Origin of the sequence: Streptomyces sp. NPDC057939, assembly GCF_042887545.1 — a bacterium.
Classification (GTDB): domain Bacteria; phylum Actinomycetota; class Actinomycetes; order Streptomycetales; family Streptomycetaceae; genus Streptomyces.
On the sequence record NZ_JBHVPG010000027.1, the window covers coordinates 25889 to 49004 of the forward strand.

18 protein-coding genes and 1 riboswitch are annotated in these 23116 nt (G+C 73.0%); of the genes, 13 read left to right on the forward strand and 5 right to left on the reverse strand.

What is annotated here, in order from left to right; genetic code table 11:
• Window positions 1–31 precede the first annotated feature (31 nt).
• Window positions 32–3565, forward strand: a complete 3534-nt coding sequence (gene mfd, locus ACFVS6_RS26130; protein ID WP_389707415.1) for a transcription-repair coupling factor — start codon at window positions 32–34, stop codon at window positions 3563–3565.
• 79 nt (window positions 3566–3644) lie between these two features.
• Here mfd and ACFVS6_RS26135 read toward each other — a convergent pair whose 3' ends face one another.
• From ACFVS6_RS26135 to ACFVS6_RS26145, 3 genes are all read right to left on the reverse strand, one after another.
• A complete protein-coding gene (locus ACFVS6_RS26135) occupies window positions 3645–3818 on the reverse strand; it encodes an Rv0909 family putative TA system antitoxin (RefSeq protein ID WP_389707417.1) in 174 nt (57 codons plus the stop codon).
• A 106-nt stretch (window positions 3819–3924) separates the two neighbouring features.
• Window positions 3925–4656 (reverse strand): hypothetical protein, encoded by a 732-nt coding sequence (locus tag ACFVS6_RS26140; protein ID WP_389707419.1) that lies wholly within the window; start codon window positions 4654–4656, stop codon window positions 3925–3927.
• Between the two features lie 77 nt (window positions 4657–4733).
• A complete protein-coding gene (locus ACFVS6_RS26145; protein ID WP_389707421.1) occupies window positions 4734–5501 on the reverse strand; it encodes a hypothetical protein in 768 nt (255 codons plus the stop codon).
• 167 nt (window positions 5502–5668) lie between these two features.
• Here ACFVS6_RS26145 and ACFVS6_RS26150 point away from each other — a divergent pair, with 167 nt between their 5' ends.
• The 3 genes from ACFVS6_RS26150 (at window position 5669) to ACFVS6_RS26160 (ending at window position 9991) form a co-directional block, all read left to right on the forward strand.
• Window positions 5669–7717, forward strand: a complete 2049-nt coding sequence (locus ACFVS6_RS26150) for an N-6 DNA methylase (protein WP_389707423.1) — start codon at window positions 5669–5671, stop codon at window positions 7715–7717.
• A gap of 109 nt (window positions 7718–7826) precedes the next feature.
• Window positions 7827–8483 (forward strand): hypothetical protein, encoded by a 657-nt coding sequence (locus tag ACFVS6_RS26155; RefSeq protein ID WP_389707425.1) that lies wholly within the window; start codon window positions 7827–7829, stop codon window positions 8481–8483.
• Window positions 8480–9991 carry a protein kinase gene (locus ACFVS6_RS26160; RefSeq protein ID WP_389707427.1) on the forward strand — a complete coding sequence of 504 codons (1512 nt, stop codon included), beginning with the start codon at window positions 8480–8482 and terminating at the stop codon, window positions 9989–9991. Before ACFVS6_RS26155 ends, ACFVS6_RS26160 begins: the two co-directional genes overlap by 4 nt.
• Window positions 9992–10013: 22 nt before the next feature.
• Here ACFVS6_RS26160 and ACFVS6_RS26165 read toward each other — a convergent pair whose 3' ends face one another.
• Window positions 10014–12446: a YfhO family protein gene (locus ACFVS6_RS26165; protein ID WP_389707429.1), complete on the reverse strand. Its 2433-nt coding sequence runs from the start codon at window positions 12444–12446 to the stop codon at window positions 10014–10016.
• A 177-nt stretch (window positions 12447–12623) separates the two neighbouring features.
• Between ACFVS6_RS26165 and ACFVS6_RS26170 the strand changes: the two genes are divergently transcribed.
• Window positions 12624–13250, forward strand: coding sequence for a SurA N-terminal domain-containing protein (locus tag ACFVS6_RS26170; RefSeq protein ID WP_389707431.1), 627 nt, complete (start codon window positions 12624–12626; stop codon window positions 13248–13250).
• Window positions 13251–13317: 67 nt separating this feature from the next.
• Entirely contained in the window at window positions 13318–14337 is a 1020-nt protein-coding gene (locus ACFVS6_RS26175) for a nucleoside triphosphate pyrophosphohydrolase (protein WP_389707531.1), read from the forward strand.
• 51 nt (window positions 14338–14388) lie between these two features.
• Here ACFVS6_RS26175 and ACFVS6_RS26180 read toward each other — a convergent pair whose 3' ends face one another.
• Complete coding sequence (locus ACFVS6_RS26180) at window positions 14389–15591, reverse strand: globin domain-containing protein (protein WP_389707433.1); 1203 nt, start codon at window positions 15589–15591, stop codon at window positions 14389–14391.
• 121 nt (window positions 15592–15712) lie between these two features.
• Between ACFVS6_RS26180 and ACFVS6_RS26185 the strand changes: the two genes are divergently transcribed.
• From ACFVS6_RS26185 to ACFVS6_RS26215, 7 genes are all read left to right on the forward strand, one after another.
• Window positions 15713–16987, forward strand: coding sequence for a cytochrome P450 (locus ACFVS6_RS26185; RefSeq protein WP_389707435.1), 1275 nt, complete (start codon window positions 15713–15715; stop codon window positions 16985–16987).
• 114 nt (window positions 16988–17101) lie between these two features.
• Complete coding sequence (locus tag ACFVS6_RS26190) at window positions 17102–18148, forward strand: transglycosylase family protein (protein ID WP_389707437.1); 1047 nt, start codon at window positions 17102–17104, stop codon at window positions 18146–18148.
• Between the two features lie 274 nt (window positions 18149–18422).
• Window positions 18423–18593: riboswitch (cyclic di-AMP (ydaO/yuaA leader) on the forward strand.
• Between the two features lie 2 nt (window positions 18594–18595).
• Window positions 18596–19348, forward strand: a complete 753-nt coding sequence (locus tag ACFVS6_RS26195) for a transglycosylase family protein (protein WP_389707439.1) — start codon at window positions 18596–18598, stop codon at window positions 19346–19348.
• 297 nt (window positions 19349–19645) lie between these two features.
• Window positions 19646–20932 (forward strand): phosphopyruvate hydratase, encoded by a 1287-nt coding sequence (eno, locus tag ACFVS6_RS26200; RefSeq protein WP_281203559.1) that lies wholly within the window; start codon window positions 19646–19648, stop codon window positions 20930–20932.
• Window positions 20933–21038: 106 nt separating this feature from the next.
• Window positions 21039–21527, forward strand: coding sequence for a septum formation initiator family protein (locus tag ACFVS6_RS26205; protein WP_389707441.1), 489 nt, complete (start codon window positions 21039–21041; stop codon window positions 21525–21527).
• A gap of 59 nt (window positions 21528–21586) precedes the next feature.
• Window positions 21587–22153 carry a DUF501 domain-containing protein gene (locus tag ACFVS6_RS26210; RefSeq protein ID WP_389707443.1) on the forward strand — a complete coding sequence of 189 codons (567 nt, stop codon included), beginning with the start codon at window positions 21587–21589 and terminating at the stop codon, window positions 22151–22153.
• Entirely contained in the window at window positions 22150–23091 is a 942-nt protein-coding gene (locus ACFVS6_RS26215) for an exopolyphosphatase (RefSeq protein WP_389707445.1), read from the forward strand. Before ACFVS6_RS26210 ends, ACFVS6_RS26215 begins: the two co-directional genes overlap by 4 nt.
• Window positions 23092–23116 lie beyond the last annotated feature (25 nt).

A 23116-nucleotide genomic window follows, 5' to 3' on the forward strand; every position in this document is an offset into this window, starting at 1 on the left:
CGAACTTGTCACCGGACGGAAAGCCCCCTTCATGAGCCTGCACGGACTGCTCGACGCCGTCACCCGGGATCCCGCCCTCACCGAGGCGGTCACCGCGGCCGGGGACGGCAACCGGATGCACGTGGACCTCGTCGGCCCGCCCGCCGCGCGACCCTTCGCGATCGCCGCGCTGGCCCGGCGCACCGGGCGGACGGTGCTCGCCGTGACGGCCACCGGGCGGGAGGCGGAGGACCTGGCCGCCGCGCTGCGCTCGCTGCTGCCGCCGGACGGGGTGGTGGACTACCCCTCCTGGGAGACGCTGCCCCACGAACGGCTGAGTCCGCGCAGCGACACCGTCGGCCGCCGCATCGCCGTCCTGCGCCGGCTCGCCCACCCGAGCGCGGACGACCCGGCGGCCGGACCCGTCTCGGTGGTCGTCGCACCGATCCGCTCCGTGCTCCAGCCGCAGGTCAAGGGCCTCGGCGACCTGATCCCCGTCAGCCTGCGGCAGGGGCAGAACGCCGACCTCGGCGAGATCACCGCCGCCCTCGCGGCGGCCGCGTACGCGCGCGTCGAGCTGGTCGAGAAGCGCGGCGAGTTCGCCGTGCGCGGCGGCATCCTGGACGTGTTCCCGCCCACCGAGGAACACCCGCTGCGCGTGGAGTTCTGGGGCGACGACGTCGAGGAGATCCGCTACTTCAAGGTCGCCGACCAGCGGTCCCTGGAGATCGCCGAGCACGGGCTGTGGGCCCCTCCCTGCCGCGAGCTGCTGCTCACCGACGAGGTGCGCGGGCGGGCCGCCGCGCTGGCCGAGCTCCACCCCGAGCTGGGCGAACTGCTCAACAAGATCGCCGAGGGGATCGCCGTCGAGGGCATGGAGTCCCTCGCCCCCGTCCTCGTCGACGACATGGAACTGCTGATCGACGTCCTGCCCGCCGGGGCGATGGCGGTGGTCTGCGACCCCGAGCGGGTCCGCACCCGGGCCTCCGACCTCGTGGCGACGTCGCAGGAGTTCCTGATGGCCTCCTGGGCGGCCACCGCCGGTGGCGGCGAGGCCCCCATCGACGTCGGCGCGGCCTCCCTGCGGGGCATCGCGGACGTCCGCGAGCACGCCCGCGAGCTCGGCATGATGTGGTGGTCGGTGTCGCCGTTCGCCGCCGACGAGGACACCCTCGGCGGGGACACCCTCAAGCTCGGCATGCACGCCCCGGAGGCCTACCGTGGCGACACCGCCCGCGCGCTCGCCGACACCAAGGGCTGGCTCGCCGACGGCTGGCGCACCGTCTACCTCACCGAGGGCCACGGCCCGGCCGCCCGTACCGTCGAGGTCCTCGGCGGCGAGGGCATCGCCGCCCGGCTGGAGTCCGGCCTCGCCGGGCTCGAACCGTCGATCGTGCACGTGGCCTGCGGATCCCTCGACAACGGCTTCGTCGACCCGGTCCTGAAGCTGGCCGTCCTCACCGAGACCGACCTCACGGGCCAGCGCACCGCCACCAAGGACCTCGGCCGGATGCCGACCCGGCGCCGCAAGTCCGTCGACCCCCTCACCCTGGAGGTCGGCGACTACATCGTCCACGAGCAGCACGGCGTCGGCCGGTACGTCGAGATGGTGCAGCGCACCGTGCAGGGCGCCACCCGCGAGTACCTCCTCGTCGAGTACGCCCCCGCCAAGCGCGGCCAGCCCGGCGACCGCCTGTACATCCCCACCGACCAGCTGGAGCAGGTCACCAAGTACGTCGGCGGCGAGGCCCCGACGCTGCACCGGCTCGGCGGCGCCGACTGGACCAAGACCAAGGCGCGCGCGAAGAAGGCCGTCAAGGAGATCGCCGCCGACCTGATCAAGCTGTACAGCGCCCGCATGGCGGCCCCCGGCCACACCTTCGGCCCGGACACCCCCTGGCAGCGCGAACTGGAGGACGCCTTCCCGTACGCGGAGACGCCCGACCAGCTCACCACCATCGCCGAGGTCAAGGAGGACATGGAGAAGTCGGTCCCGATGGACCGGCTGATCTGCGGCGACGTCGGCTACGGAAAGACGGAGATCGCGGTCCGGGCCGCCTTCAAGGCCGTGCAGGACGGCAAACAGGTCGCGGTGCTCGTCCCGACGACCCTGCTCGTGCAGCAGCACTTCGGCACGTTCTCCGAGCGGTACGCGCAGTTCCCGGTGATCGTGAAGGCGCTGTCCCGCTTCCAGAGCGAGACGGAGTCGAAGGCCACCCTCGAAGGACTCAAGGAGGGCTCGGTCGACCTCGTCATCGGCACCCACCGGCTGTTCTCGCAGGAGACGAAGTTCAAGGACCTGGGCCTGGTCATCGTCGACGAGGAGCAGCGCTTCGGCGTCGAGCACAAGGAGCAGCTGAAGAAGCTCCGCGCCAACGTCGACGTGCTGACGATGTCCGCCACCCCGATCCCGCGCACCCTGGAGATGGCGGTGACCGGCATCCGCGAGATGTCGACGATCACCACCCCGCCGGAGGAGCGGCACCCGGTGCTGACCTTCGTCGGCCCGTACGAGGAGAAGCAGATCGGCGCGGCGATCCGCCGCGAGCTGCTCCGCGAGGGCCAGTGCTTCTACATCCACAACCGGGTCGAGTCCATCGACCGGGCGGCCGCGAAGCTGCGCGAGATCGTGCCCGAGGCGCGGATCGCGACCGCGCACGGCCAGATGTCCGAACAGGCCCTGGAGCAGGTCGTGGTGGACTTCTGGGAGAAGAAGTTCGACGTCCTGGTGTCGACGACGATCGTGGAGTCCGGCATCGACATCTCCAACGCCAACACCCTCATCGTCGAGCGCGGCGACAACTTCGGCCTCTCCCAGCTGCACCAGCTGCGCGGCCGTGTCGGCCGTGGCCGCGAGCGCGGGTACGCGTACTTCCTGTACCCGCCGGAGAAGCCGCTGACGGAGACCGCGCACGAGCGGCTCGCGACGATCGCCCAGCACACCGAGATGGGCGCCGGCATGTACGTGGCGATGAAGGACCTGGAGATCCGCGGCGCGGGCAACCTGCTGGGCGGGGAGCAGTCCGGTCACATCGCGGGCGTCGGCTTCGACCTGTACATCCGGATGGTCGGCGAGGCGGTCGCGGACTACCGGGCCGCCGTGGAGGGCGGGGCGGAGGAGGAGCCGCCGCTGGAGGTGAAGATCGAGCTGCCGGTCGACGCGCACGTCCCGCACGACTACGCGCCCGGCGAGCGGCTGCGCCTCCAGGCCTACCGGTCCATCGCCGCGGCCAACTCCGAGGCCGACATCAAGGCGGTGCGGGAGGAACTCACCGACCGTTACGGCAAGTTGCCGGAGCCGGTGGAGAACCTGCTGCTGGTGGCGGGGCTGCGGATGCTCGCCCGGGCCTGCGGGGTCGGCGACATCACCCTCCAGGGCCCCAACATCCGTTTCGGGCCGGTGGAATTGCGCGAATCGCAGGAGCTGCGCCTGAAGCGGCTCTACCCCGGGACGGTGCTGAAGCCGGCGACCTCGCAGGTGCTGGTGCCGCGGCCGAAGACCGCACGGGTGGGTGGGAAGCCGCTGGTCGGGCGGGAACTCCTCGGCTGGACGGGGGAGTTCCTCACCACGATCCTCGGCTCGTAACCGGGTCCGCACGCGCGGGGAGGGCGTCGGCCGTGGCCGGCGCCCTCCCCGTTCCGCGTGTGGGTGTCGCGTGCGGGCGTTACTTGTTGGGGTCGTCGTCGATGCCGAGGCGTTGCTCGGCCTGCTGCTGGGCCTTGTCGATCCGATCGGCGTACTTGTTGCCGGTCCTCTCGTTGGCCTCCTGCTCCAGGTTGTCCGAGATGTCCTTGCCCTTGGTCTTGGCCTGGTCCTTGAACCTGTCGAAAATCCCCATGCGTACGCTCCCTTTGCTGCCCCTTTTGCGACGTTACGCCGGTTGTGGCGGGTTCGCTCGGCGGGGCGGGGCGGGGCGGGGCGGGGAGCGGAGCGGAGCGGGGCGGTCAGGCGGGGCCCGCGCTTCCGGCGGGGGTTGCCGGGCGGAGCTTCTCGTACGAGGTGTGGGCGAAGTCGGGTCCGCCGGTCCGGCGTTCCATGAGGTGCGGGGTTCCTTCGATCAGTACGTGGTCCGTGATCTCGGCACCGCCGGGCACCGTCGACCTGAAGACCGCCACCCGTCGCTGCGAGGAGAAGGTGTCGGCCTCGCGCCGGATGTTCGTCCGCTCGGCGGGGAAGGTCTTGGCGGGCAGCCCCTCCCGGCACAGGTCGAGGAGGTGGGCGACGGAGGGGTCGGAGGTCTTCAGGGAGATCCACCCCTCGTCGTCGGGCTCCGGTCGGGAGCGCCCCCCGAAGTGGTCTTCGAGGAAGCCCTCGGCCCCCTTGAGCGCGAAGACGCCGTGCCGGGTGACGATGTCGGCGGTCCCGGCCTTCATCACGGTGACCCTGCCGTAGCACCAGTCCTCACCGGTGACGGTCAGGTAGGCCTGGAGCTGCCGCTCGCCGGTCCTGCGCGAGACGCGGATGTCCTTGGTGGGAGCGTTCTGCGTCTCCTCGTAGGCGGCGCGCAGCACCGCGGCGGGGTCCTTGCCCGCGAGCGGGTCGGGCGCGGCCGGGGGCGAGGGGGTGGCGGACGGTGAGGGCTTCGCCTCCGCGGCGCCGGAGGACGGTCCGCACGCCGTGAGGGTGAACAGGACCGCGCAGGCGACCGTGGCGGCGGTGGGCATGGTGGTGCGCAAGGCGGTTCCCCCTGGGAGCGATCAAAGTCTCCCGAGGGTAGCCGCGGGGGAGCGGTGCCCGGCCGGTGGGAGTGGGGTCAGGACTTCTTCCAGGTCGCGCAGCCCGTGGTCTTGAAGTAGGCGTCCTTCGCGGAGATCGTGACGACCGCCGGGCCCTCGGGGTTCTCGTTGGCGATGATGGAGTCCAGTTCGTGGTCGGCGGACTTGGAGCGCTCCCAGTAGCAGCCGGCGGCGCCCTCGGCCAGGCCGGTGGACTTGTAGGTGCCCGGGGCGATGTCGGAGCCCACCTTGTACATGCCGCCCTCGCCCGAGAACTCCGTCTTCGGGGCGGCGCCGGCGGCCTTGGGGTCGACGGCCTCCCAGTCCTTGCAGCCGGAGGACTTGAAGATCTTGTCCGTGGCCTCGATGGTCACGTAACTCGCGCCGGTGACGTTGTCGTTGGCGATGATCGACTCCAGTTCGGCGTTGGAGTCCTTGGCCCGCTCCCAGTAGCAGCCCAGGTCCTTGTTGCCGGTGGTGCGGTAGGTGCCGGGCTTGACGTCCCCCGGGACCTGGAAGGTGCCGCTGCCGCGGATCGCGGTCTTCTTCTCCTCGGCCGGCTTCTGGCTGCTCTGCGCGCCCGGTTGGCCGCTCGGCTGCGCGCCCGGCTGCCCGCTCTGCGCGCCGCCGGAGGGGGCCCCGGACGTGTCCCCGTCCGTCTTCGTGCTCGCGGCGGCGGCCGGCTTCCCGTCCTTGGCGGTGTCCGTCCCGGTGCAGGCGCCGACCGCGACGAGCGCGAGGAGCGCGCCGCAGCCCGTGAGCACCTTGTTTCGGGTGGATCGGCTCGTGCGCGGGGTGTGGGACATGGAGCGCTCCTGACTGAACTCGGTTTCGTACGCGGCTGGTTGCTCGCGACGCCGTGCGACGGGATCATCACAACAGAGCCTGTGAACCGAGTCAACAAGATTCATTGCTTTGCTGGGAATTCACGCTGTGAAGCGGTCGCCTTCGTGTGCACCGGTATGCTCCCGGCATGTTGGAGGAGAACGCCGCAGAGGTCACCGCCGCCGAGATCGCCCGCCTGGCCGGAGTCGGCCGCGCCGCCGTGAGCAACTGGCGCCGCCGTCACGCCGATTTCCCCAAACCGGTCGGCGGTACCGAGACCAGCCCCTCCTTCGCCCTGCCCGAGGTCGAGGACTGGCTCCGGACCCAGGGCAAGCTCGCCGAAGTGCCCCTGCGCGAACGCGTCCGGCAGCAGGTCACCGCCCACCCCGGCGGAGCCGTCGCCGCTCTCGTCGAAGCGGGGGCCGCGCTGCTCGTCGTACGGGACCGGCCCGCCGAGTGGTTGGAGCTGACCGCGGTCTCCGACCCCCGCATGGCCACCCTGCTCGGCCCCGTCCGCGACCGGGTCCTCACCGCCCGCCTCGGCCCCGGCCACCCCCTCGCCGACACGGCGCCCCGGGCCGCCGACATGCCGTTGCTGCGGGCCGCCGCCGAACTCGCCGCCGGACCCGGGGCCCACAAGGCCTTCGAGTTCCTCCTCGGCCGTCACCTCGACGCCAACCCCCGGCAGTACACCCTGACCCCCGACGGCTGCGCCGCACTGATGGCCGCCCTCGCCGGACCGGGCGTCCGCAGCGCGCTCGACCCCGCCTGCGGCACCGGCGGCCTGCTGCGCGCCCTGACCGGCGCCACCACCCTGCACGCCCAGGACGCCTCGCCCGAACTGGCCGCCCTCACCGCGCTGCGCCTCGCCCTGCACGGCTCCGCCCAGGTCCGCGCCGCGGCCGCCGACAGCCTGCGCGCCGACGCCTTCGTCGGGCCGGCCCTCGACGCCGTCCTGTGCCACCCCCCGTTCAACGAACGCAACTGGGGCCACGAGGAACTCGCCTACGACCCCCGCTGGGAGTACGGCCTCCCCGCCCGCACCGAATCCGAACTCGCCTGGATCCAGCACGCCCTGGCCCACCTCCGCGAGGGCGGCACCGCCGTCCTGCTGATGCCCCCCGCCGTCGCCGCGCGCCGCTCCGGCCGCCGCATCCGCGCCGACCTGCTGCGCCGGGGCGCCCTGCGGGCCGTCATCGCCCTCCCCGCCGGGGCCGCGCCGCCCTACGGGATCCCGCTCCAGCTGTGGGTGCTGCGCCGGCCCGCCCCGCACGCCCCGGCCCCCACCGGGCTGCTGCTGGTGGACACCGCGGGCCTGGCCCCCGACGGCCAGGCCCGGGCCGCCTGGCCCGCCGTGCACGGGGCGGTGCTCGACGCCTGGACCACGTACGACCGCACCGGCGCCGCCGACCTCCCCGGGCTCGGCCGCGTCGTGCCCGTCGTCGAGCTGCTGGACGACGACGTCGACCTCACCCCCGCCCGCCACCTCCCCCCGCCCGGCACCGGGGGCGGCCCCGCCGAACTGGCCGCCGTCCGGGAACGCCTCGCCGAAAGCCTCACCCGCGCCGCCCGCCTCACCCCGCCGCCCGCCCCCGCCGACGCGGCCCCCGCCCGCCTCCCGCAGACCACCATCGGCGAACTCGCCCGCGCCGGCGCCCTGCTGCTGCACACCGGCACCGGCACCGGCAGCGCCGCCGGTCCCGACGCCGAAGAACCGCCGGTGCTCACCGAGCACGACGTGTACGCGGGCGCGGCCCCCTCCGGCACCCTCGCCACCGGCCCCGAGGAGCCCTTCCTCGCCGCCCCGGGCGACGTCGTCGTCCCCGTCGTCGGAGCGGTCGGCGCCGCCCGCGTCATCGGAACGGACGCCGCGAGCGGCGCCGGCGCGGCACTCGGCCGCAACGTGCAACTGCTGCGCCCCGACCCGGCCGCACTCGACCCCTGGTTCGTGGCCGGATTCCTGCGCGGCACCGCCAACACCCGCCGCGCCAGCAGCCACGCCTCCACCGCCACCCGCCTCGACGTCCGCCGCTTGCGGCTGCCCCGGCTGCCCCTGGCGGAACAGCGCCGCTACGGAGCCAGGTTCCGGGAGCTCGCCGAGTTCGAGGCCGCGCTGGCGCGCGCGGCGCGGCTCGGGGAGCAACTCGTCCAGGGCCTCCACGACGGCCTGTCGGACGGATCCGTCCTGCCGGAGTGACCCCTGTGCAGCGACCCTGCAACGGTTGGGTCCATCCCCTCACGGACGGCCGGAAAGGCTGTATACGCTCATACCCGCAAACCGTCCGCACGGCCCGTCAGGAGCACCGATGCACGCCCCCGGCATCCCGCCGCAGCAAGGCCCCCACGGCCACCGTCCCACTTCCTCCACCGTGGTGACGCTGCGCGTGCTGTTCGCGGTGCTCCCCGTGATCAGCTGCGGCTTCCTCGCCTGGGGCGCGATGCTGCGCCTGGCCCTGGTGACCCGCAAGACGCGCGACTGGGTGCTGCTCGTCGTCAGCGGCGTGCTCGCCGTCGTCTGGATGACCTTCATCCAGCTCGACCCGACCGCCGAGACCAACGGCTGGCAGGGCAACCTCGGGGCCGGCGGCTCGATCCTCACCGGCTTCGCGACCTGCGTCTACTTCCTCATCGTCGACATCAAGCACCACGAGGCCCTGGCCTCGGCGGGCCCCGTCCCCGGCTGGTACCCGCAGCCCGCCCAGCCCCCGTACATGCCGCCGCAGCAACAGACCAACCCCGCCTACGGGTACCCGCCCGCGCACACCCCGGTGCCCGCCCCGGCGCCCAGGACCCCGCAGGTCCCGCAGAACCCGCCGCACGCGACGCCGCCGCCCAGGATCGGGCAGGTCCGCGCCGAGCTCGACGAGCTCAGCGAACTCCTGCGCCGGCCGCAGCAGCCGCCGCAGCCCGGGGGCCCGTACCAGGACCCCAACGACACGGCCCGCCAGGACCGTGACAAGTGACCGAGGAACGCCTGATCGGTGAGCGCTACCAGCTCGCCACCATCCTCGGACAGGGCGGCATGGGCCAGGTCTGGACGGCCTACGACCGCCGCCTGGACCGCCGCGTCGCCGTGAAACTGCTGCGCCCCGACAAGGTGGCCGGCCCCGGCACCGTCGCCGAGGAACTGCGCCGCCGCTTCGTGCGCGAATGCCGCGTCACCGCCCAGGTCGACCACCCCGGGCTGGTCACCGTCCACGACGCGGGCAGCGACGGCGACGAGCTGTACCTCGTCATGGGCTACGTCGAGGGCTCCGACCTCGCCGACCACCTCGCCGAACACGACCCCTACCCGTGGCCCTGGGCCGTGTCCGTGGTCGCGCAGCTGTGCGCCGTCCTGTCGGCCGTGCACGCGGTGCCGATCGTCCACCGCGACCTGAAGCCGCGCAACGTGATGATCCGCCCCGACGGCACCGTCCTCGTCCTCGACCTCGGCGTCGCCTCCGTCATGGACACCGACACCACCCGCCTCACCAGCACCGGATCGCCCATCGGCAGCCCCGCCTACATGGCGCCCGAGCAGGCCATGGGCGGCGCCGTCGGCCCGTACACCGACCTGTACGCCCTCGGCGTGCTGCTGTACGAACTCCTCAGCGGCAACGTCCCCTTCGCGGGTTCCACCGCCCTCGGCGTCCTCCACCGGCACCTGTACGAGCCCCCGCTCCCCGTGCGCGGCGCGCGCCCCGAGATCCCGCGGGAACTGGAGGCGCTCCTGATGCGCCTCCTCGCCAAGGACCCCCAGGACCGCCCCGGCTCCGCACAGGAGGTCTACGAGGCCCTCGCCCCGCTGCTGCCCACCCGCGGCAGCCGCCTCCCGGCCGGACCGCTCGACCCGACCCGCCCCTTCCTGCGCCCCCAGGCCCCCTGGCCCGACCGCGCGGCCGTCGTCCCGCCCCGACCGGCCGACCCGCCGGCCCCGCCCCGGCCCGACATCCCCGGCGCGGTCGACGAGGCCCGCAAGCTCCTCGACCAGGGCCGCCTCACCCAGGCCGTGGACATCCTCGGCGGAATCCTCCCGGCCGCCGCCGCCGAACACGGGGAGCACTCGCCCGTGGTCCGCTCCCTGCGCAAGCAGTACGCGGCCACCCTGATGGACGACGGCCAGTACCGCCGGGCCCTGCCCGAACTGCGCCGCCTCGCCGACGAGTTCCCCGCGGGCGACGCCCAGGCGCTGCGGTTCCGCTACGACGCGGCCCAGTGCCTGGAACAGCTCGGCGAACCGGCCGCGGCCCTCGCGGAGTACCGCTCGCTGCTCCCGCTCTTCGAGAACCACTACGCCAACCCGGACCCGGGCCTGCCCCTGGAGGTCCGCCGCCGGATAGCGCACCTGCTGCTCTCCCTCGGGGACCGGCAGGGCGCCCACGACACCCTGGTCCGCCTCCTGTTCGACGCGGACCGCGTCCACGGGCCGGGCCACCCCCTGCCCGTGGAGGTCCGCCGCACCCTCCAGTGGCTGGGCCAGGTCCGCTGACGCGGCGGCCCGTCCCGTCGGTTCAGACGGCCGGGCCCCGCCGGCGCCGGTGGGCCGAGCCCAGCAGGACCGCCAGCGCCGCCGCGGCCACCGCCGCCCCCGGCAGCAGCCCCGGCGGGCGGAACCCGCAGTCGAGGGTGGTGGCGTCGCCGTCCAACGGGACGGCGACCAGGCCCAGGCGCTCCCCGGCCGGACGGCCGTTGCAGCTCCAGCCCGCGACGGCCGGCACCGACAGGACCGCCGTTCCCGTACTGCCCGGGGGCAGGGTCGCGCGCACGCCCGAGGCGGAGACCCGTACCGAGGTGGCGGCCGAGGCGCGCAGCGCGGCCACCGCCGCGTCCAGCCGGGGCCGGTCCAGGCAGGACAGGGTCCAGGCCGCCGGCGCGGGCCGGTCGAAGACCAGCTTCGAGGCGGGACCGTGCGAGACGCCCATCGGCTGGAGCGCGGCCCGGTTGCGGGGCGCCCAACCGTTCAGGCGGAAGGCGGGGCCGTCCGCGAGGCGGGCCGTGGCGTTGTACTCCGGCGCCCAGAGGAAGGCCTCGGTGCCCGCCCGACAGATCCCGGGGGCGACCGGGTCCTCGTACACCCGCGCGCCCAGCAGCAGCTCCTGGTTGGCGAAGGGCGAGTCCCCGTAGGCGGGGGACGGGCCCGCGGGACGGACCGTCACCAGCGGGGGGACCTCGGCGCGGGCCACGCTCCCGTCGGGCTTCAGCCGGGCACCCACCGCGAACACCGCGTCCGTCACCGGGCTGTCGAGGCTCTGGACGTTGCGGCCCCGCGAGGTCCAGCCCGCGCCCAGCGCCGCCATCGAGCGGGTGAACACGTCCGGGGTGTGACTGCTGTAGTACGAGCCGCCCTCGCCGCCCAGCAGCATCGGGTCGTTGCCCGACAGCGCGGGCCGGCCCGGGTCGGTCCGGTACGCGGGCCAGCCGTCGGCGTCCGCCAGGGCCGCGGCGCGGGCGGTGTGCTCCGCGCCCCACGACGGGTAGTCGTCCAGCCCGCCCAACTTCCCCTTGTGCCCGTACGCCGCCGTCGCCGCGGCCTGCGCCCCCAGCACCCCGATCAGCAGGGCCGCCGCCACCGGCACCGCCCTGCGCCGCCCGAGCGCCCACCACGCCCAGCCGGACGCCGCCAGGCCCGCGACGAAGAGGGCCGCGCCCCAAACCGTCGTCAGCCCGCTCCCGGCCGCCGCCACCGCGACGGCCGTCACGAGGACGCCCGCGCCCCCGGCGAGGGCCCGCACCCCGGGCGGACCGGCGGCCGACCCCGCCCAGGCGGCCATCACCACGATCCCGGCCAGGACGAAGGTCTGCCGGTACGGGCTGCCGTTCGGCGTCGCGAAGACGTGCCAGGCCAGATGGGTCGGCGTCCACTGCAAGGACACCAGTACGGCGGCCACCAGCCCCGTCCACCACCACCGGGTCCGGGCCGGCAGCGTCCGGTGGAACGGCAGCGCCGCCACCAGCAGCAGGATCCCGGTGCCCAGGAACAGGGCGGGGGAGGAGAAGGAGTACGTCGCCGGCAGCAGCCGTGCCAACAGGTCCGGCCACGGCACGGGCCGGAACTCCTTGAACCAGCCCGGGTAGGCCTGCTTCGAGCTCAGGAACAGCGGCACCAGCAGGGGAGCCGCGAGAGCGATCCCCAGCAGCGTCGTCACCGCCGCCCGCACGCACACCCGGACCCGCTCGCGGGCGTCCTCCCGGGTCAGCACCACCCGGACGAGCAGGACCAGCGCCGCACCCAGCGTGGCCATGTACGCGGTGTAGAAGTTCGCCGTCCAGCACAGGGTGACCACCAGCGCCCCCGCCACCGGGCGGCGCGTGCGCAGCGCCCATTCCCCCGTCAGGCACAGGAGCGGGAACGCGATCAGCCCGTCCAGCCACATCGGGTTGTAGGACGCCTCCAGCACCGACCAGCCGCACAGCGCGTACGAGGCGCCCAGCAGGCCCGCCGCCCACCACGGCCCCCGCCGCTGGGTCCGCAGCAGCCAGGCCATCGCCGCGGCGGCGGCGGCCGTCTTGAGCACGGTGACCGCGTACACCGCGAGGTCGATGTCGGCGCGCGGGAAGAACGCCACCAGGACGGCGAAGGGGCTGGACAGGTAGGTGCCCAGGTCCGGCAGGAAGCTCGTGCCGTACCCGGAGCGCCAGTTGAGGAGGAGCCCGCCCTCGGCCCGCCCGTGCAGCAGGTCCCACAGCTGCGCGTGGAAGGGGACGAACTGGTTCCCGAGGTCGTTCACGCTGCGGTGGCGCGGACCGTACGGGAAGACGCGCGCGGCGGCGTCCCCCGCGCACACGGCCGCCGTCGTGATCAGGGCCGCCAGGGCGGCCCCGGCGAGGCCGGCGCGCCGGCCGGACCACGGGCGGAGCCCTGCCGGAGCGGAGCCCGGCGGCTCCGGCCCGGGGGGCGCGGAGGGCGCGACGGAGCGGTGCGGGGCGTGCTGCGATGTCGACATGGTGGGTCGACCTTCCCAGGAACGGAGGGCTCGGTGGTGGCCACGGAGTGAACTCGCACCCCAACACCCCCGGAATCGTTGGTCGAACCGGTGGCTCGGGCCACCCTGACTGCATACCATCGATCACCGCACGGCCCTTGTGCACCGACGCACAATCTCCCGGCCCTGGAGGCTCCTTTGCACCGTCGCACAGCGCTCTCCGTCTCCGCCGCCCTGCTCGTGGCGGCCCCCCTGCTGTCGGCCTGCTCGGGCGGGACCCGCCCCGGCACCGCGGCCGTCGTCGGCGGGGAACGGATCACCACCTCCGCGCTCCAGGCCCAGGTGAACGACGTCCGTACCGCGCAGAACCGTTCCGAGCAGGGCGCCCAACTCATCGAGGCCACCGCCGGCCTGGAACGCACCAAACTCAACAAGATGATCCAGAGCGCCGTCCTCGAACAGGCGGCGAAGGACGCGGGCGTATCGGTGACCACCAAGGAGATCGAGGGCGTCCGCAAGGCCCAGCTCCAGCAGGCGGGCGACGAGAAGACCCTGGAGGCGGCAGCCCTCCAGCAGGCGCAGCTGGCGCCCGGCCAGATGGACGCCGACGCCCGCTTCAAGCTGCTGCGCGACAAGCTCTTCGCGCACTACGGCAGTCAGGAGAAGGCCCTGGCCCAGCTCGGTGCGGCAGCGAAGGCCCTCGACATCGAGGTCAACCCGCGCTACGGCCGGTGGGACGCCCAGCAGATCCTGCTCGGCGACCAGGAGACCCCGTGGATCACCCAGCGCACCCGGCCCGAGCAGGCTCCCCCCGCCGGGGCCTGAGCCCGCGCGGCGGAGGTAGGTTCGGAGGGTGACCGACCACACCGCCGAACCCGCCCCCGCCGCTCCCGTGCCCGCCGAGGGGGACACCCCCGTCCCGGCCGGCCGCATCGTGCTGCTGACCGCGAGCCACCGGGTCGCCCCCGGACTGCTGTCCTGGCCCGCCTGGCAGACCCTGCACGGGGCGGACCGGGTGCTGTGCGCCGACCCGGGTCATCCGCAGCTGCCGTACCTGCGCGAGGCGGGCGTCACCGTGGAGCGGGCGGCCCCCGACGCGCACGAGCTGGTCGAGGCCTGCGCCGGCGGCCGCACGGTCGTGGTGATCCCGGGCGGGGAGGGCGACGGCCGGCTCACCGACGGGCTGGCCCGCCTCGCCGGCTCCGGCCGCGTCTCCATGCCCGACCTGGAACTGCTGCCCGGCTCGTACGACCTGCCCGGCGCCCGGCTGCTCGACGTGGTCCAGGTGATGGACCGGGTGCGGCGCGAGTGCCCCTGGACCTCCCGGCAGACCCACGAGGGGCTGGTGAAGTACGCGCTGGAGGAGGCGTACGAGCTGGTGGAGGCCATCGAGGGCGGGGACCGCGCCGAACTGCGCGAGGAACTCGGCGACGTCCTCCTCCAGGTCGTCTTCCACGCCCGCATCGCGCAGGAGGGCACGGAAGCCGACCCGGACGACGACGGTGACGCCGATGACGACGCCGACGGGCCGTTCTCGATCGACGACGTGGCAGGCGACCTCGTCGACAAGCTGATCCGGCGGCACCCGCACGTCTTCGGCGACGAGAAGGCCGACACCCCCGAGGAGGTCCACGCGCACTGGCAGGCCACCAAGGCCGTCGAGAAGCAGCGGGCGTCGGTGACGGACGGGGTCCCCCTGGCCCAGCCGGCCCTCGCCCTCGCGGCCAAGCTGGCGGGCCGGGCCCGGGCGGCGGCGTTGCCCGTGGAACTGCCCCGGGGCGAGGGGATCGGCTACGAGCTGCTGGCGCTGGCGGCGCGCGCCGAGGAGGCGGGAACCGACCCCGAGACCGCGCTGCGCGCGGCGGCCCGCGCCTACCGGGACACGATCCGGGCGGCCGAGGGCGTCGAGTAGCGCTCCGGCGGGGAGCCGGCGAAGCGTCGGGCAGGGGCCGGGCGGCGCCCCTCAGTCCTCGCGCGGGGAGCGTCCCGACGGGTTGTGCCAGTGCGGGGCGGGCCGGTTCAGGAACCACTCGCCGAAGCCCGTCGGCCGGTTCGGGGCGGCGCCGACGGGGGGAACGGCGTCGTGGAAGAGGCGGTCGGGGCGGGCCCCGAGCCCTTCCAGCAGCTGAACCGTCTCGTCGACGAACTGGGGCGGCCCGCTGAGGTGGACGTCCTGCTCCCGCCACATCCCCCGGTTGCTGAGCGCGGTCGCCAGCCGGTCGGTCGCCTGGTTGCGGTGCCGGCCCGGGGCGGGCGTGATGTAGGTGACGGCGAGCCAGCTCAGTGAGGCGGCGTACGCGTCGATGAGCGGCCTGTCGTAGAGGTGCGCGGCGTCCCGGGCGACCACGAAGAGCCGCACGTCGTGGTCGGGAGGACGTTCGACCAGGTCCTCCAGCATGGCGCGGACGGGTGCCCAGCCGGTCCCGGCGGCGATGAGGGTGATCGGCCGGTCGGCGCGGCGCAGGATCGACGACCCGCCGGGGGCCCCGAGCCGCAGCCGCTCGCCGGGCCGCACCTCGCGGACCAGGGCGGTGCTGAGCCTGCCGCCCTCGACGCGGCTGACGTGGAGGTCGACGGTGCCGTCGGCGCGGGGCGCGTTGCCCAGCGAGTACGTCCGCCAGGTGGTCGGCACGCGCGCGCTGCTCACGCTCACGTACTGGCCCGGGAGATGGGGGAGGGGGGCGTGCGGCCGCAGGGTCAGTACGGCGATGTCCTCCCCGTACTGGAGGTGCCGCACGATCTCGGCGTCCCACCAGGGCGGTGAGTCGTCGGCGGCGGCGCCGGCCGTCATCACGTCGGCGATCACCTGGTAGGCCTCGGCCCAGGCCTTCTCGGTGGCCGGGCTCCAGGCCTCGCCGGAGGTCTCGGCGAGCGCGGCGAGCAGGCTGGCGCCGACGGCCGCGTAGTGCTCGGGTCCGACGAGGAACTTGCGGTGGTCGCGGCCGAGGTCCTGGAGGTAGGGAACGAGGGTCTCGTCCTCCAGGCGCGAGATCACATGGGTGAGGGCCGCGAAGAGCCGGTCCCGCTGCCGCTCCATGTCCTCGGAGGCGGTCGGGAAGAGCTCACGGATCCCGGGGTTGTGCCAGAACAGGTGGGAGTAGAAGTACTTGACCGCGTGCTCGGCCCTCCTCTCCACCACCGCGAAGCTGCTTTTCAAGATCCTCACATCCACAAAACCGAAAGTAGGAACGGCGGGGAACGGGACGTCAAGGGATGGACGATCTACGGACAGCCTCGACGAACACCCCATATCGGATCGCCGGTACGGTCCGGGATACGGTCTGCGGGTGCATGAGCAGACCTCCGCGACCCCGGCCGATTCCCCCTCCACGGAGGGCCCGACCCTCTTCGACTGGGAGTTCGCGACCGACCCCTACCCCGCCTACGCCTGGCTGCGCGAGCACTCCCCGGTGCACCGCACCAAGCTCCCCAGCGGGGTCGAGGCCTGGCTCGTGACCCGCTACGCCGACGCCCGGCAGGCGCTCGCCGACCAGCGCCTCAGCAAGAACCCGGCGCACCACGCCGAACCCGCGCACGCCAAGGGCAGGACCGGCATCCCGGGGGAGCGCAAGGCGGAGCTGATGACGCACCTGCTGAACATCGACCCGCCGGACCACACCCGACTGCGCAGGCTGGTGTCGAAGGCGTTCACCCCGCGCCGCGTCGCCGAGTTCACCCCGCGCGTGCAGGAGCTCACCGACCACCTGATCGACGCCTTCGCCGCGAAGGGGGAGGCCGACCTCATCCACGAGTTCGCCTTCCCGCTCCCCATCTACGCCATCTGCGAGATGCTCGGCGTACCGCGCGAGGACCAGGACGACTTCCGCGACTGGGCCGGGATGATGATCCGCCACGGCGGCGGTCCGCGCGGCGGGGTCGCCCGCTCGGTCAAGCGGATGCGCACCTATCTCGGGGAACTCATCCACCGCAAAAGGGATGACCTGGGCAATGACCTCATCTCCGACCTGATCCGGGCGAGCGACCACGGCGACCACCTCACCGAGGCCGAGGCCACGGCGATGGCGTTCATCCTGCTGTTCGCCGGCTTCGAGACGACCGTGAACCTCATCGGCAACGGCGTCCACTCCCTCTTCATGAACCCGGAACAGCGCGAGCGCCTCCAGGCCTCCCTCGCGGCCGGCGAGAGTGGCCTGCTGGAGACCGGCGTCGAGGAACTCCTGCGCTACGACGGCCCGGTGGAGCTGGCGACCTGGCGGTTCGCGACCGTGCCGCTGACCCTGGGCGGGCAGGAGATCGCGGCCGGCGACCCGGTGCTGGTGGTCCTCGCGGCGGCCGACCGCGACCCCGAGCGGTTCGCCGATCCGGACGCCCTGGACCTGTCCCGCGGTGACAACCAACACCTCGGGTACGGCCACGGGATCCACTACTGCCTCGGCGCTCCGCTCGCCCGGCTCGAAGGGCAGACGGCGCTCGCGACTTTGCTGACGCGTCTGCCGGATCTGGAACTTGCCGTTCCTCCCGCGGACCTGCGCTGGCGCGGCGGACTCATCATGCGTGGCCTGCGCACCCTTCCGGTTCGCTTCACACCTCGAAACAACTGAGACGCATTCCGACGCCGTCTGATCACACGTCAGTCACCTACCGAACTTGTGACAATCGTTCGAAGGCCGCTAGGTTCTGCCGTTACCCCGCCGTTATGCGAAAGGTGCAGCCTCATGCGTTCCGGGAACGGCCGCCACAGACGCCCCCGCCAGGTACCCGCCCTGGTCGTCACCGCCGGAGTCACCGGCTCCGCACTCGCCCTGCCCCTGCTCGCCGCCACGAACGCCAGTGCGGCCGACACGAGCACGTGGGACAAGGTGGCCGACTGCGAGAGCGACGGCAGTTGGAGTGCCAACTACGGCAGCGGTGAGTACGGGGGGCTCCAGTTCACCCAGGAGCAGTGGAGGAACGCGGGCGGACTCGCCTACGCGGAGCGCCCGGACCTCGCCAGCCGCTCCCAGCAGATAGCCGTCGGCGAGAAGGTGCTGGCCTCGCAGGGCCCCCAGGCGTGGCCGCTGTGCGCCGCCTCGGCCGGTCTGACCCAGCAGGGCCCGGCCGCCGCGGTGGACCCGGGTGACCCCCGGCCCGCCGGCCCGGTCGCGCCCACCCCCGTCCGGCCCGAGGGTTCGGTGCCCGTCACCGGCTCCGAGCCCGCCGTCGACTTCGGGGCCCCGACCCCGCAGCCGGGCCAGGAAGGCCCCTCCACCGGCCCGACCGGCCTGCCGGACTACCCGCTGGGCCCCACCAGCGGACTGCCCGTCATGCCCGACCCCGTCTCCCCGGCCCCGTCCACGGACCCGACGGTCCCGCCGACGACCGTGCCGCCCACCACGACCCCGCCCACCACGGCGCCCACCACTCCGGCGGACCCGACGGCCCCGGGCACCCCGACCGTCCCGGGCACCCCCACCACCCCGGTGGACCCGACGGCCCCCGTGACCCCGCCCCTCCCGGGTGCCACGCCCACGGCCGTGCCCGCCGGTGTGGTCGACGGAGCGGGCAAGCACCGCGGTCCGGCGGCCGACGAGGCGCCGGGCGCTTCTGACGCCGCGTCGAAGCCCTCGTACACCGTGAAGGCCGGCGACAGCCTCACCGCGATCGCCGACGCCAAGGGCCTCAAGGGTGGTTGGAACGAGCTGTACGCGGCCAACGAGCAGCTCATCGGGAAGGACGCCGACCTCATCAAGCCGGGTCAGAACCTGGATCTAACCAAGGAATAGGGGCAGTTCGACCATCCGGAAAGAGCTGAATGTCCGTTATCGGCAAATGAGACATGCGTCTCTTCCGATCAACTGGCGTGTCTCATTCCGGAACTTCCACAAACCCGCCCCTCACCTGCGTAAACGTACTTTTGAGGATGGCAAGTAGGCCGGTTTCTCCCTGATGTCGCGCGTTGAACATCAGGGGGAGACCTGTCTACCTTCTGAGTCGCTCGCCACCGCGGGCTCCTTCGACCGCATCGCCGAATCCTGCCGGCGGACGGGGGGAACAGTCGTCGCGCAAGCGCCGAAGGCAGGAGCGGGGGAACCAAGGTAGGCGCCGGGAAAGGCCGTTGAGAGACGGCTGCGTACCGGCTTGGGGTTAAGCCACGTGCTCGACACGTGACCGGGCAACTCATCCGCCCGAACCCGACAGCTCACCTCGAAGGCGTCGGTGAGGAGAAATCCATGCTGCTTTCCGGCAAGGGCAAGCACCGTCGCGGCTCCAAGGCCGTCCGTATCGTCACGCTCGCCGGTGTCGCCGGTGTCGCCGTCGCGGCTCCGCTGATGGCCGCCGGTACCGCGAGCGCCGCGACCGTCTCCGAGTGGGACAAGGTCGCGCAGTGCGAGTCCGGTGGCAACTGGGCCATCAACACCGGCAACGGCTACTACGGCGGCCTGCAGTTCTCGGCCTCCACCTGGGCCGGGTACGGCGGCAAGGCGTACGCCGCGACGGCCAACCAGGCCAGCAAGTCCCAGCAGATAGCCATCGCCGAGAAGGTCCTCAAGGGCCAGGGCAAGGGCGCCTGGCCGCACTGCGGCAAGGGCCTGTCCAACTCCGCGTACAACGGCGGCGGCTCGACCACCACGCCCGCCAAGCCGAAGCCCGAGACGAAGCCGGCCAAGCCCGCCCCGGCGAAGCCCGCGAAGCCGGCCACGCCCGCCAAGCCGAGCACGCCGAAGGCCGAGCCGAAGCGCACCGAGGTCCCCGTCTCGCGCTCCGAGCGCGTCGAGACCCCGGCCATCAAGCCGCAGGCCCCCAAGACCGAGGCCCCGGCCACCGGCAACGGTTCCTACGTGGTCAAGGCCGGCGACACCCTGGGCACCATCGCCCAGGCGAACGGCGTCAAGGGCGGCTGGGAGAAGCTCTTCCAGCTGAACAAGGACACCGTCAAGGACGCCGACCTGATCTTCCCGGGTCAGAAGCTGAAGCTCAGCTGAATTCCGGCATAACACCGCATCACCCGCGGTCTCCGCAGCATGCCCACCGCCCGGCGCGTATCCCCCCACGCGCCGGGCGGCGGCATGTTCCGGGACCGTTCCGGCCCGCTCCCGGCGGTCCGGAAACCGAATCTTCAAGAGACCTATGTCCTGGAAGAGGGGCATTCAGCCCCTATTTCGTCCCAGGACCCGGGCGGTCGGCGGGCCCAGTGCCCGGAGCCGGTTAGGCTCTAGGCGGCAAGGCCATCCCACGGCCTGACACGCCACCGCACACCCAGCGTCACATCCCAGAAGGAGATGCTCGTGCCGTCCATCGACGTCGTCGTAGCCCGGGAAATCCTGGACTCCCGAGGCAACCCCACGGTCGAGGTCGAGGTGGGCCTCGACGATGGCAGCACCGGCCGTGCTGCAGTTCCGTCCGGCGCCTCCACCGGTGCATTCGAGGCCATCGAGCTGCGTGACGGTGACCCCAACCGTTACTTCGGCAAGGGTGTCGAGAAGGCCGTCCTCGCCGTCATCGAGCAGATCGGCCCGGAGCTCGTCGGCTACGACGCCACCGAGCAGCGCCTGATCGACCAGGCCATGTTCGACCTGGACGCCACCGAGAACAAGGGCTCCCTCGGCGCCAACGCCATCCTCGGCGTGTCCCTCGCCGTCGCGCACGCCGCGTCCGAGGCCTCGGACCTGCCGCTCTTCCGCTACCTCGGCGGCCCGAACGCGCACCTGCTGCCCGTTCCGATGATGAACATCCTCAACGGTGGGTCGCACGCCGACTCCAACGTGGACATCCAGGAGTTCATGATCGCCCCGATCGGCGCGGAGTCCTTCTCCGAGGCGCTGCGCTGGGGTGCCGAGGTCTACCACACCCTCAAGAAGGTCCTCCACACCAAGGGCCTCTCCACCGGCCTCGGTGACGAGGGCGGCTTCGCCCCGAACCTGGAGTCCAACCGCGCCGCGCTCGACCTCATCGTCGAGGCCATCAAGCAGGCCGGCTACGTCCCGGGCAAGGACATCGCGCTCGCGCTCGACGTCGCCGCGTCCGAGTTCTACAAGGACGGCAAGTACGAGTTCGAGGGCCAGTCCCGCTCGGCCGCCGAGATGACCGAGTACTACGAGGAGCTCGTCTCCGCGTACCCGATGGTCTCCATCGAGGACCCGCTGTACGAGGACGACTGGGCCGGCTGGAAGACCCTCACCGACAAGCTGGGCACCAAGGTCCAGATCGTCGGCGACGACCTCTTCGTCACCAACCCGGAGCGCCTGGCCCGCGGCATCGAGGAGGGCTCCGCGAACGCCCTGCTCGTGAAGGTGAACCAGATCGGTTCGCTGACCGAGACCCTCGACGCCGTCGAGATGGCCCAGCGCAACGGCTTCAAGTGCATGATGTCGCACCGCTCCGGCGAGACCGAGGACGTCACCATCGCCGACCTCGCGGTCGCCGTGAACTGCGGCCAGATCAAGACCGGCGCCCCGGCCCGCTCGGACCGCGTCGCCAAGTACAACCAGCTGCTGCGCATCGAGGAGATCCTCGACGACGCCGCCGTGTACGCGGGCCGCTCCGCCTTCCCGCGCTTCAAGGGCTAAGGGCCAATCAGCGCCTCGCGGCGCCGGCCTCCGTACGTCCCCGCACTCGGTCCCGTACCGTGTGCGGGGACGTATTGCGTAGCGCGCATTCAGGGGAGGCGGGACCATGGCCGGGAACCGGGACCGGTTCTCCACCTTCTCGACGGCGACCAGGCTCAAGCAGCTCGGTGAACGGACCGCCGCGCACGTCTACCGCTCGCAGTCGCGGCGCCAGGTCCGCCGCAGCCGGCTCACCGGCCGGGCCGCACTGCTCGTCCTCGTCCTCTGTACCCTGGTCGTCGCCCTCGCGTACCCGATGCGCCAGTACGTTTCCCAGCGCTCGGAGATCGCGGACCAGCAACGGGCGGCGGTCGACGCGTACAAGCGCCTCGAACAGCTCCGTGACGAGAAGGCCCGCTGGCAGGACCCGGCCTACGCGGAGCAGCAGGCGCGCAAGCACCTGCACTTCCTGCGTCCGGGCGAGACCGGCTACATCATGAACGACCCCGGGGCCGAGGCCTCGGAGCGCCACCGCGGCGGGGAGGCCGGTTCCGACCGTCCCTGGTACTCCAACGTCTGGGACGGGGTCGACAAGGCCGACCGCCCCGGCGACTGAACGCGTACCCGTCCGTCCCGCACCCACCACCCACGACACCGAAGAGACTTCCTCCAGGCATGCAGACGCCCCCGCCCCAGACCGACCGGACCGAGCCGACCGACGCGGACATCGAGGCGTTCGAGCAGCAGCTCGGCCGTCCCCCGCGCGGACTGCGCGCCATCGCGCACCGCTGCCCCTGCGGGCAGCCGGACGTCGTCGAGACCGCCCCCCGGCTCCCCGACGGCACCCCCTTCCCGACGCTGTACTACCTGACGTGCCCGCGCGCGGCCTCCGCGATCGGCACGCTGGAGGCCAACGGCGTGATGAAGGAGATGCAGGCCCGGCTCGCCGAGGACCCGGAGCTCGCCGCCGCCTACCGGGCCGCGCACGAGGACTACATCCGGCGCCGCGACGCCATCGACGTGCTCCAGGGCTTCCCGAGCGCCGGCGGCATGCCCGACCGGGTCAAGTGCCTGCACGTGCTCGTCGGCCACTCCCTGGCCGCGGGCCCCGGCGTGAACCCGTTCGGCGACGAGGCCCTGGCGATGCTGCCCGAATGGTGGGCCAAGGGCGCCTGCGTCACCCCCTGCGGGGAGAAGAAGACCGAGGAGAACGCCGCGGAGAAGGCCGAGGGGTCCCTGTGACGCGGGTCGCGGGCATCGACTGCGGCACCAACTCCATCCGCCTGCTCGTCGCGGACTGCGACCCCGACACGGGCGTGATGACCGAGCTGGACCGCCGCATGACCATCGTCCGGCTCGGCCAGGGCGTGGACCGCACCGGCCGGCTCGCCCCGGACGCGCTGGAGCGCACCTTCGCCGCCTGCCGCGAGTACGCCGCGGTGATCAAGGACCTCGGTGCCGAGCGGGTCCGCTTCGTGGCCACCTCGGCCTCGCGGGACGCCGAGAACCGGGACGACTTCGTACGCGGCGTCCTCGACATCCTCGGCGTCGAACCCGAGGTGATCTCCGGGGACCAGGAGGCGGAGTTCTCCTTCACCGGCGCCACCAAGGACCTCGCCGGCGCGGGTGAGCTGGAGCGACCCTTCCTGGTCGTGGACATCGGCGGGGGTTCCACCGAGTTCGTCGTCGGCGAGGAACACGTGCGGGCGGCCCGTTCCGTCGACGTCGGCTGCGTCCGGATGACCGAGCGGCACCTCATGGTGGACGGTCGGATCACCGACCCGCCCACCGAGGCGCAGATCGCCGCCGTACGGGCCGACATCGAGGCCGCGCTCGACCTGGCGGCCGCCACGGTCCCGCTCGGCGGGGCCCGCACCCTCGTCGGCCTGGCCGGCTCGGTGACCACGGTCGCCGCCATCGCCCTCGGTCTCGACGCGTACGACTCCGCGGCGATCCACCACTCGCGGATCCCCTACGAGCAGGTCCGCGGGATCACGGAGCGGATGCTGGGCTCCACCCACGCGGAACGCTCGGCGATCCCCGTGATGCACCCCGGCCGGGTCGACGTCATCGGAGCGGGCGCCCTGGTCCTCCTCGCGATCATGGAGCGCACCGGAGCGCGCGAGGTCGTGGTCTCGGAACACGACATCCTCGACGGCATCGCCTGGTCCCTGGCCTGAGCCCCGCGCTCCCGACGGCGCCGCC

Excerpts from the sequence above, each read along its gene's own strand:
- ACFVS6_RS26150 (WP_389707423.1), top strand. The coding sequence starts at position 5,669 with ATGTTGGAGGAGAACGCCGCAGAGGTCACCGCCGCCGAGATCGCCCGC.
- ACFVS6_RS26145 (WP_389707421.1), bottom strand. The coding sequence starts at position 5,501 with ATGTCCCACACCCCGCGCACGAGCCGATCCACCCGAAACAAGGTGCTC.
- ACFVS6_RS26195 (WP_389707439.1), top strand. The coding sequence starts at position 18,596 with ATGCTGCTTTCCGGCAAGGGCAAGCACCGTCGCGGCTCCAAGGCCGTC.
- mfd (WP_389707415.1), top strand. The coding sequence starts at position 32 with ATGAGCCTGCACGGACTGCTCGACGCCGTCACCCGGGATCCCGCCCTC.
- ACFVS6_RS26205 (WP_389707441.1), top strand. The coding sequence starts at position 21,039 with ATGGCCGGGAACCGGGACCGGTTCTCCACCTTCTCGACGGCGACCAGG.
- eno (WP_281203559.1), top strand. The coding sequence starts at position 19,646 with ATGCTCGTGCCGTCCATCGACGTCGTCGTAGCCCGGGAAATCCTGGAC.
- ACFVS6_RS26165 (WP_389707429.1), bottom strand. The coding sequence starts at position 12,446 with ATGTCGACATCGCAGCACGCCCCGCACCGCTCCGTCGCGCCCTCCGCG.
- ACFVS6_RS26135 (WP_389707417.1), bottom strand. The coding sequence starts at position 3,818 with ATGGGGATTTTCGACAGGTTCAAGGACCAGGCCAAGACCAAGGGCAAG.
- ACFVS6_RS26155 (WP_389707425.1), top strand. The coding sequence starts at position 7,827 with ATGCACGCCCCCGGCATCCCGCCGCAGCAAGGCCCCCACGGCCACCGT.
- ACFVS6_RS26210 (WP_389707443.1), top strand. The coding sequence starts at position 21,587 with ATGCAGACGCCCCCGCCCCAGACCGACCGGACCGAGCCGACCGACGCG.
- ACFVS6_RS26190 (WP_389707437.1), top strand. The coding sequence starts at position 17,102 with ATGCGTTCCGGGAACGGCCGCCACAGACGCCCCCGCCAGGTACCCGCC.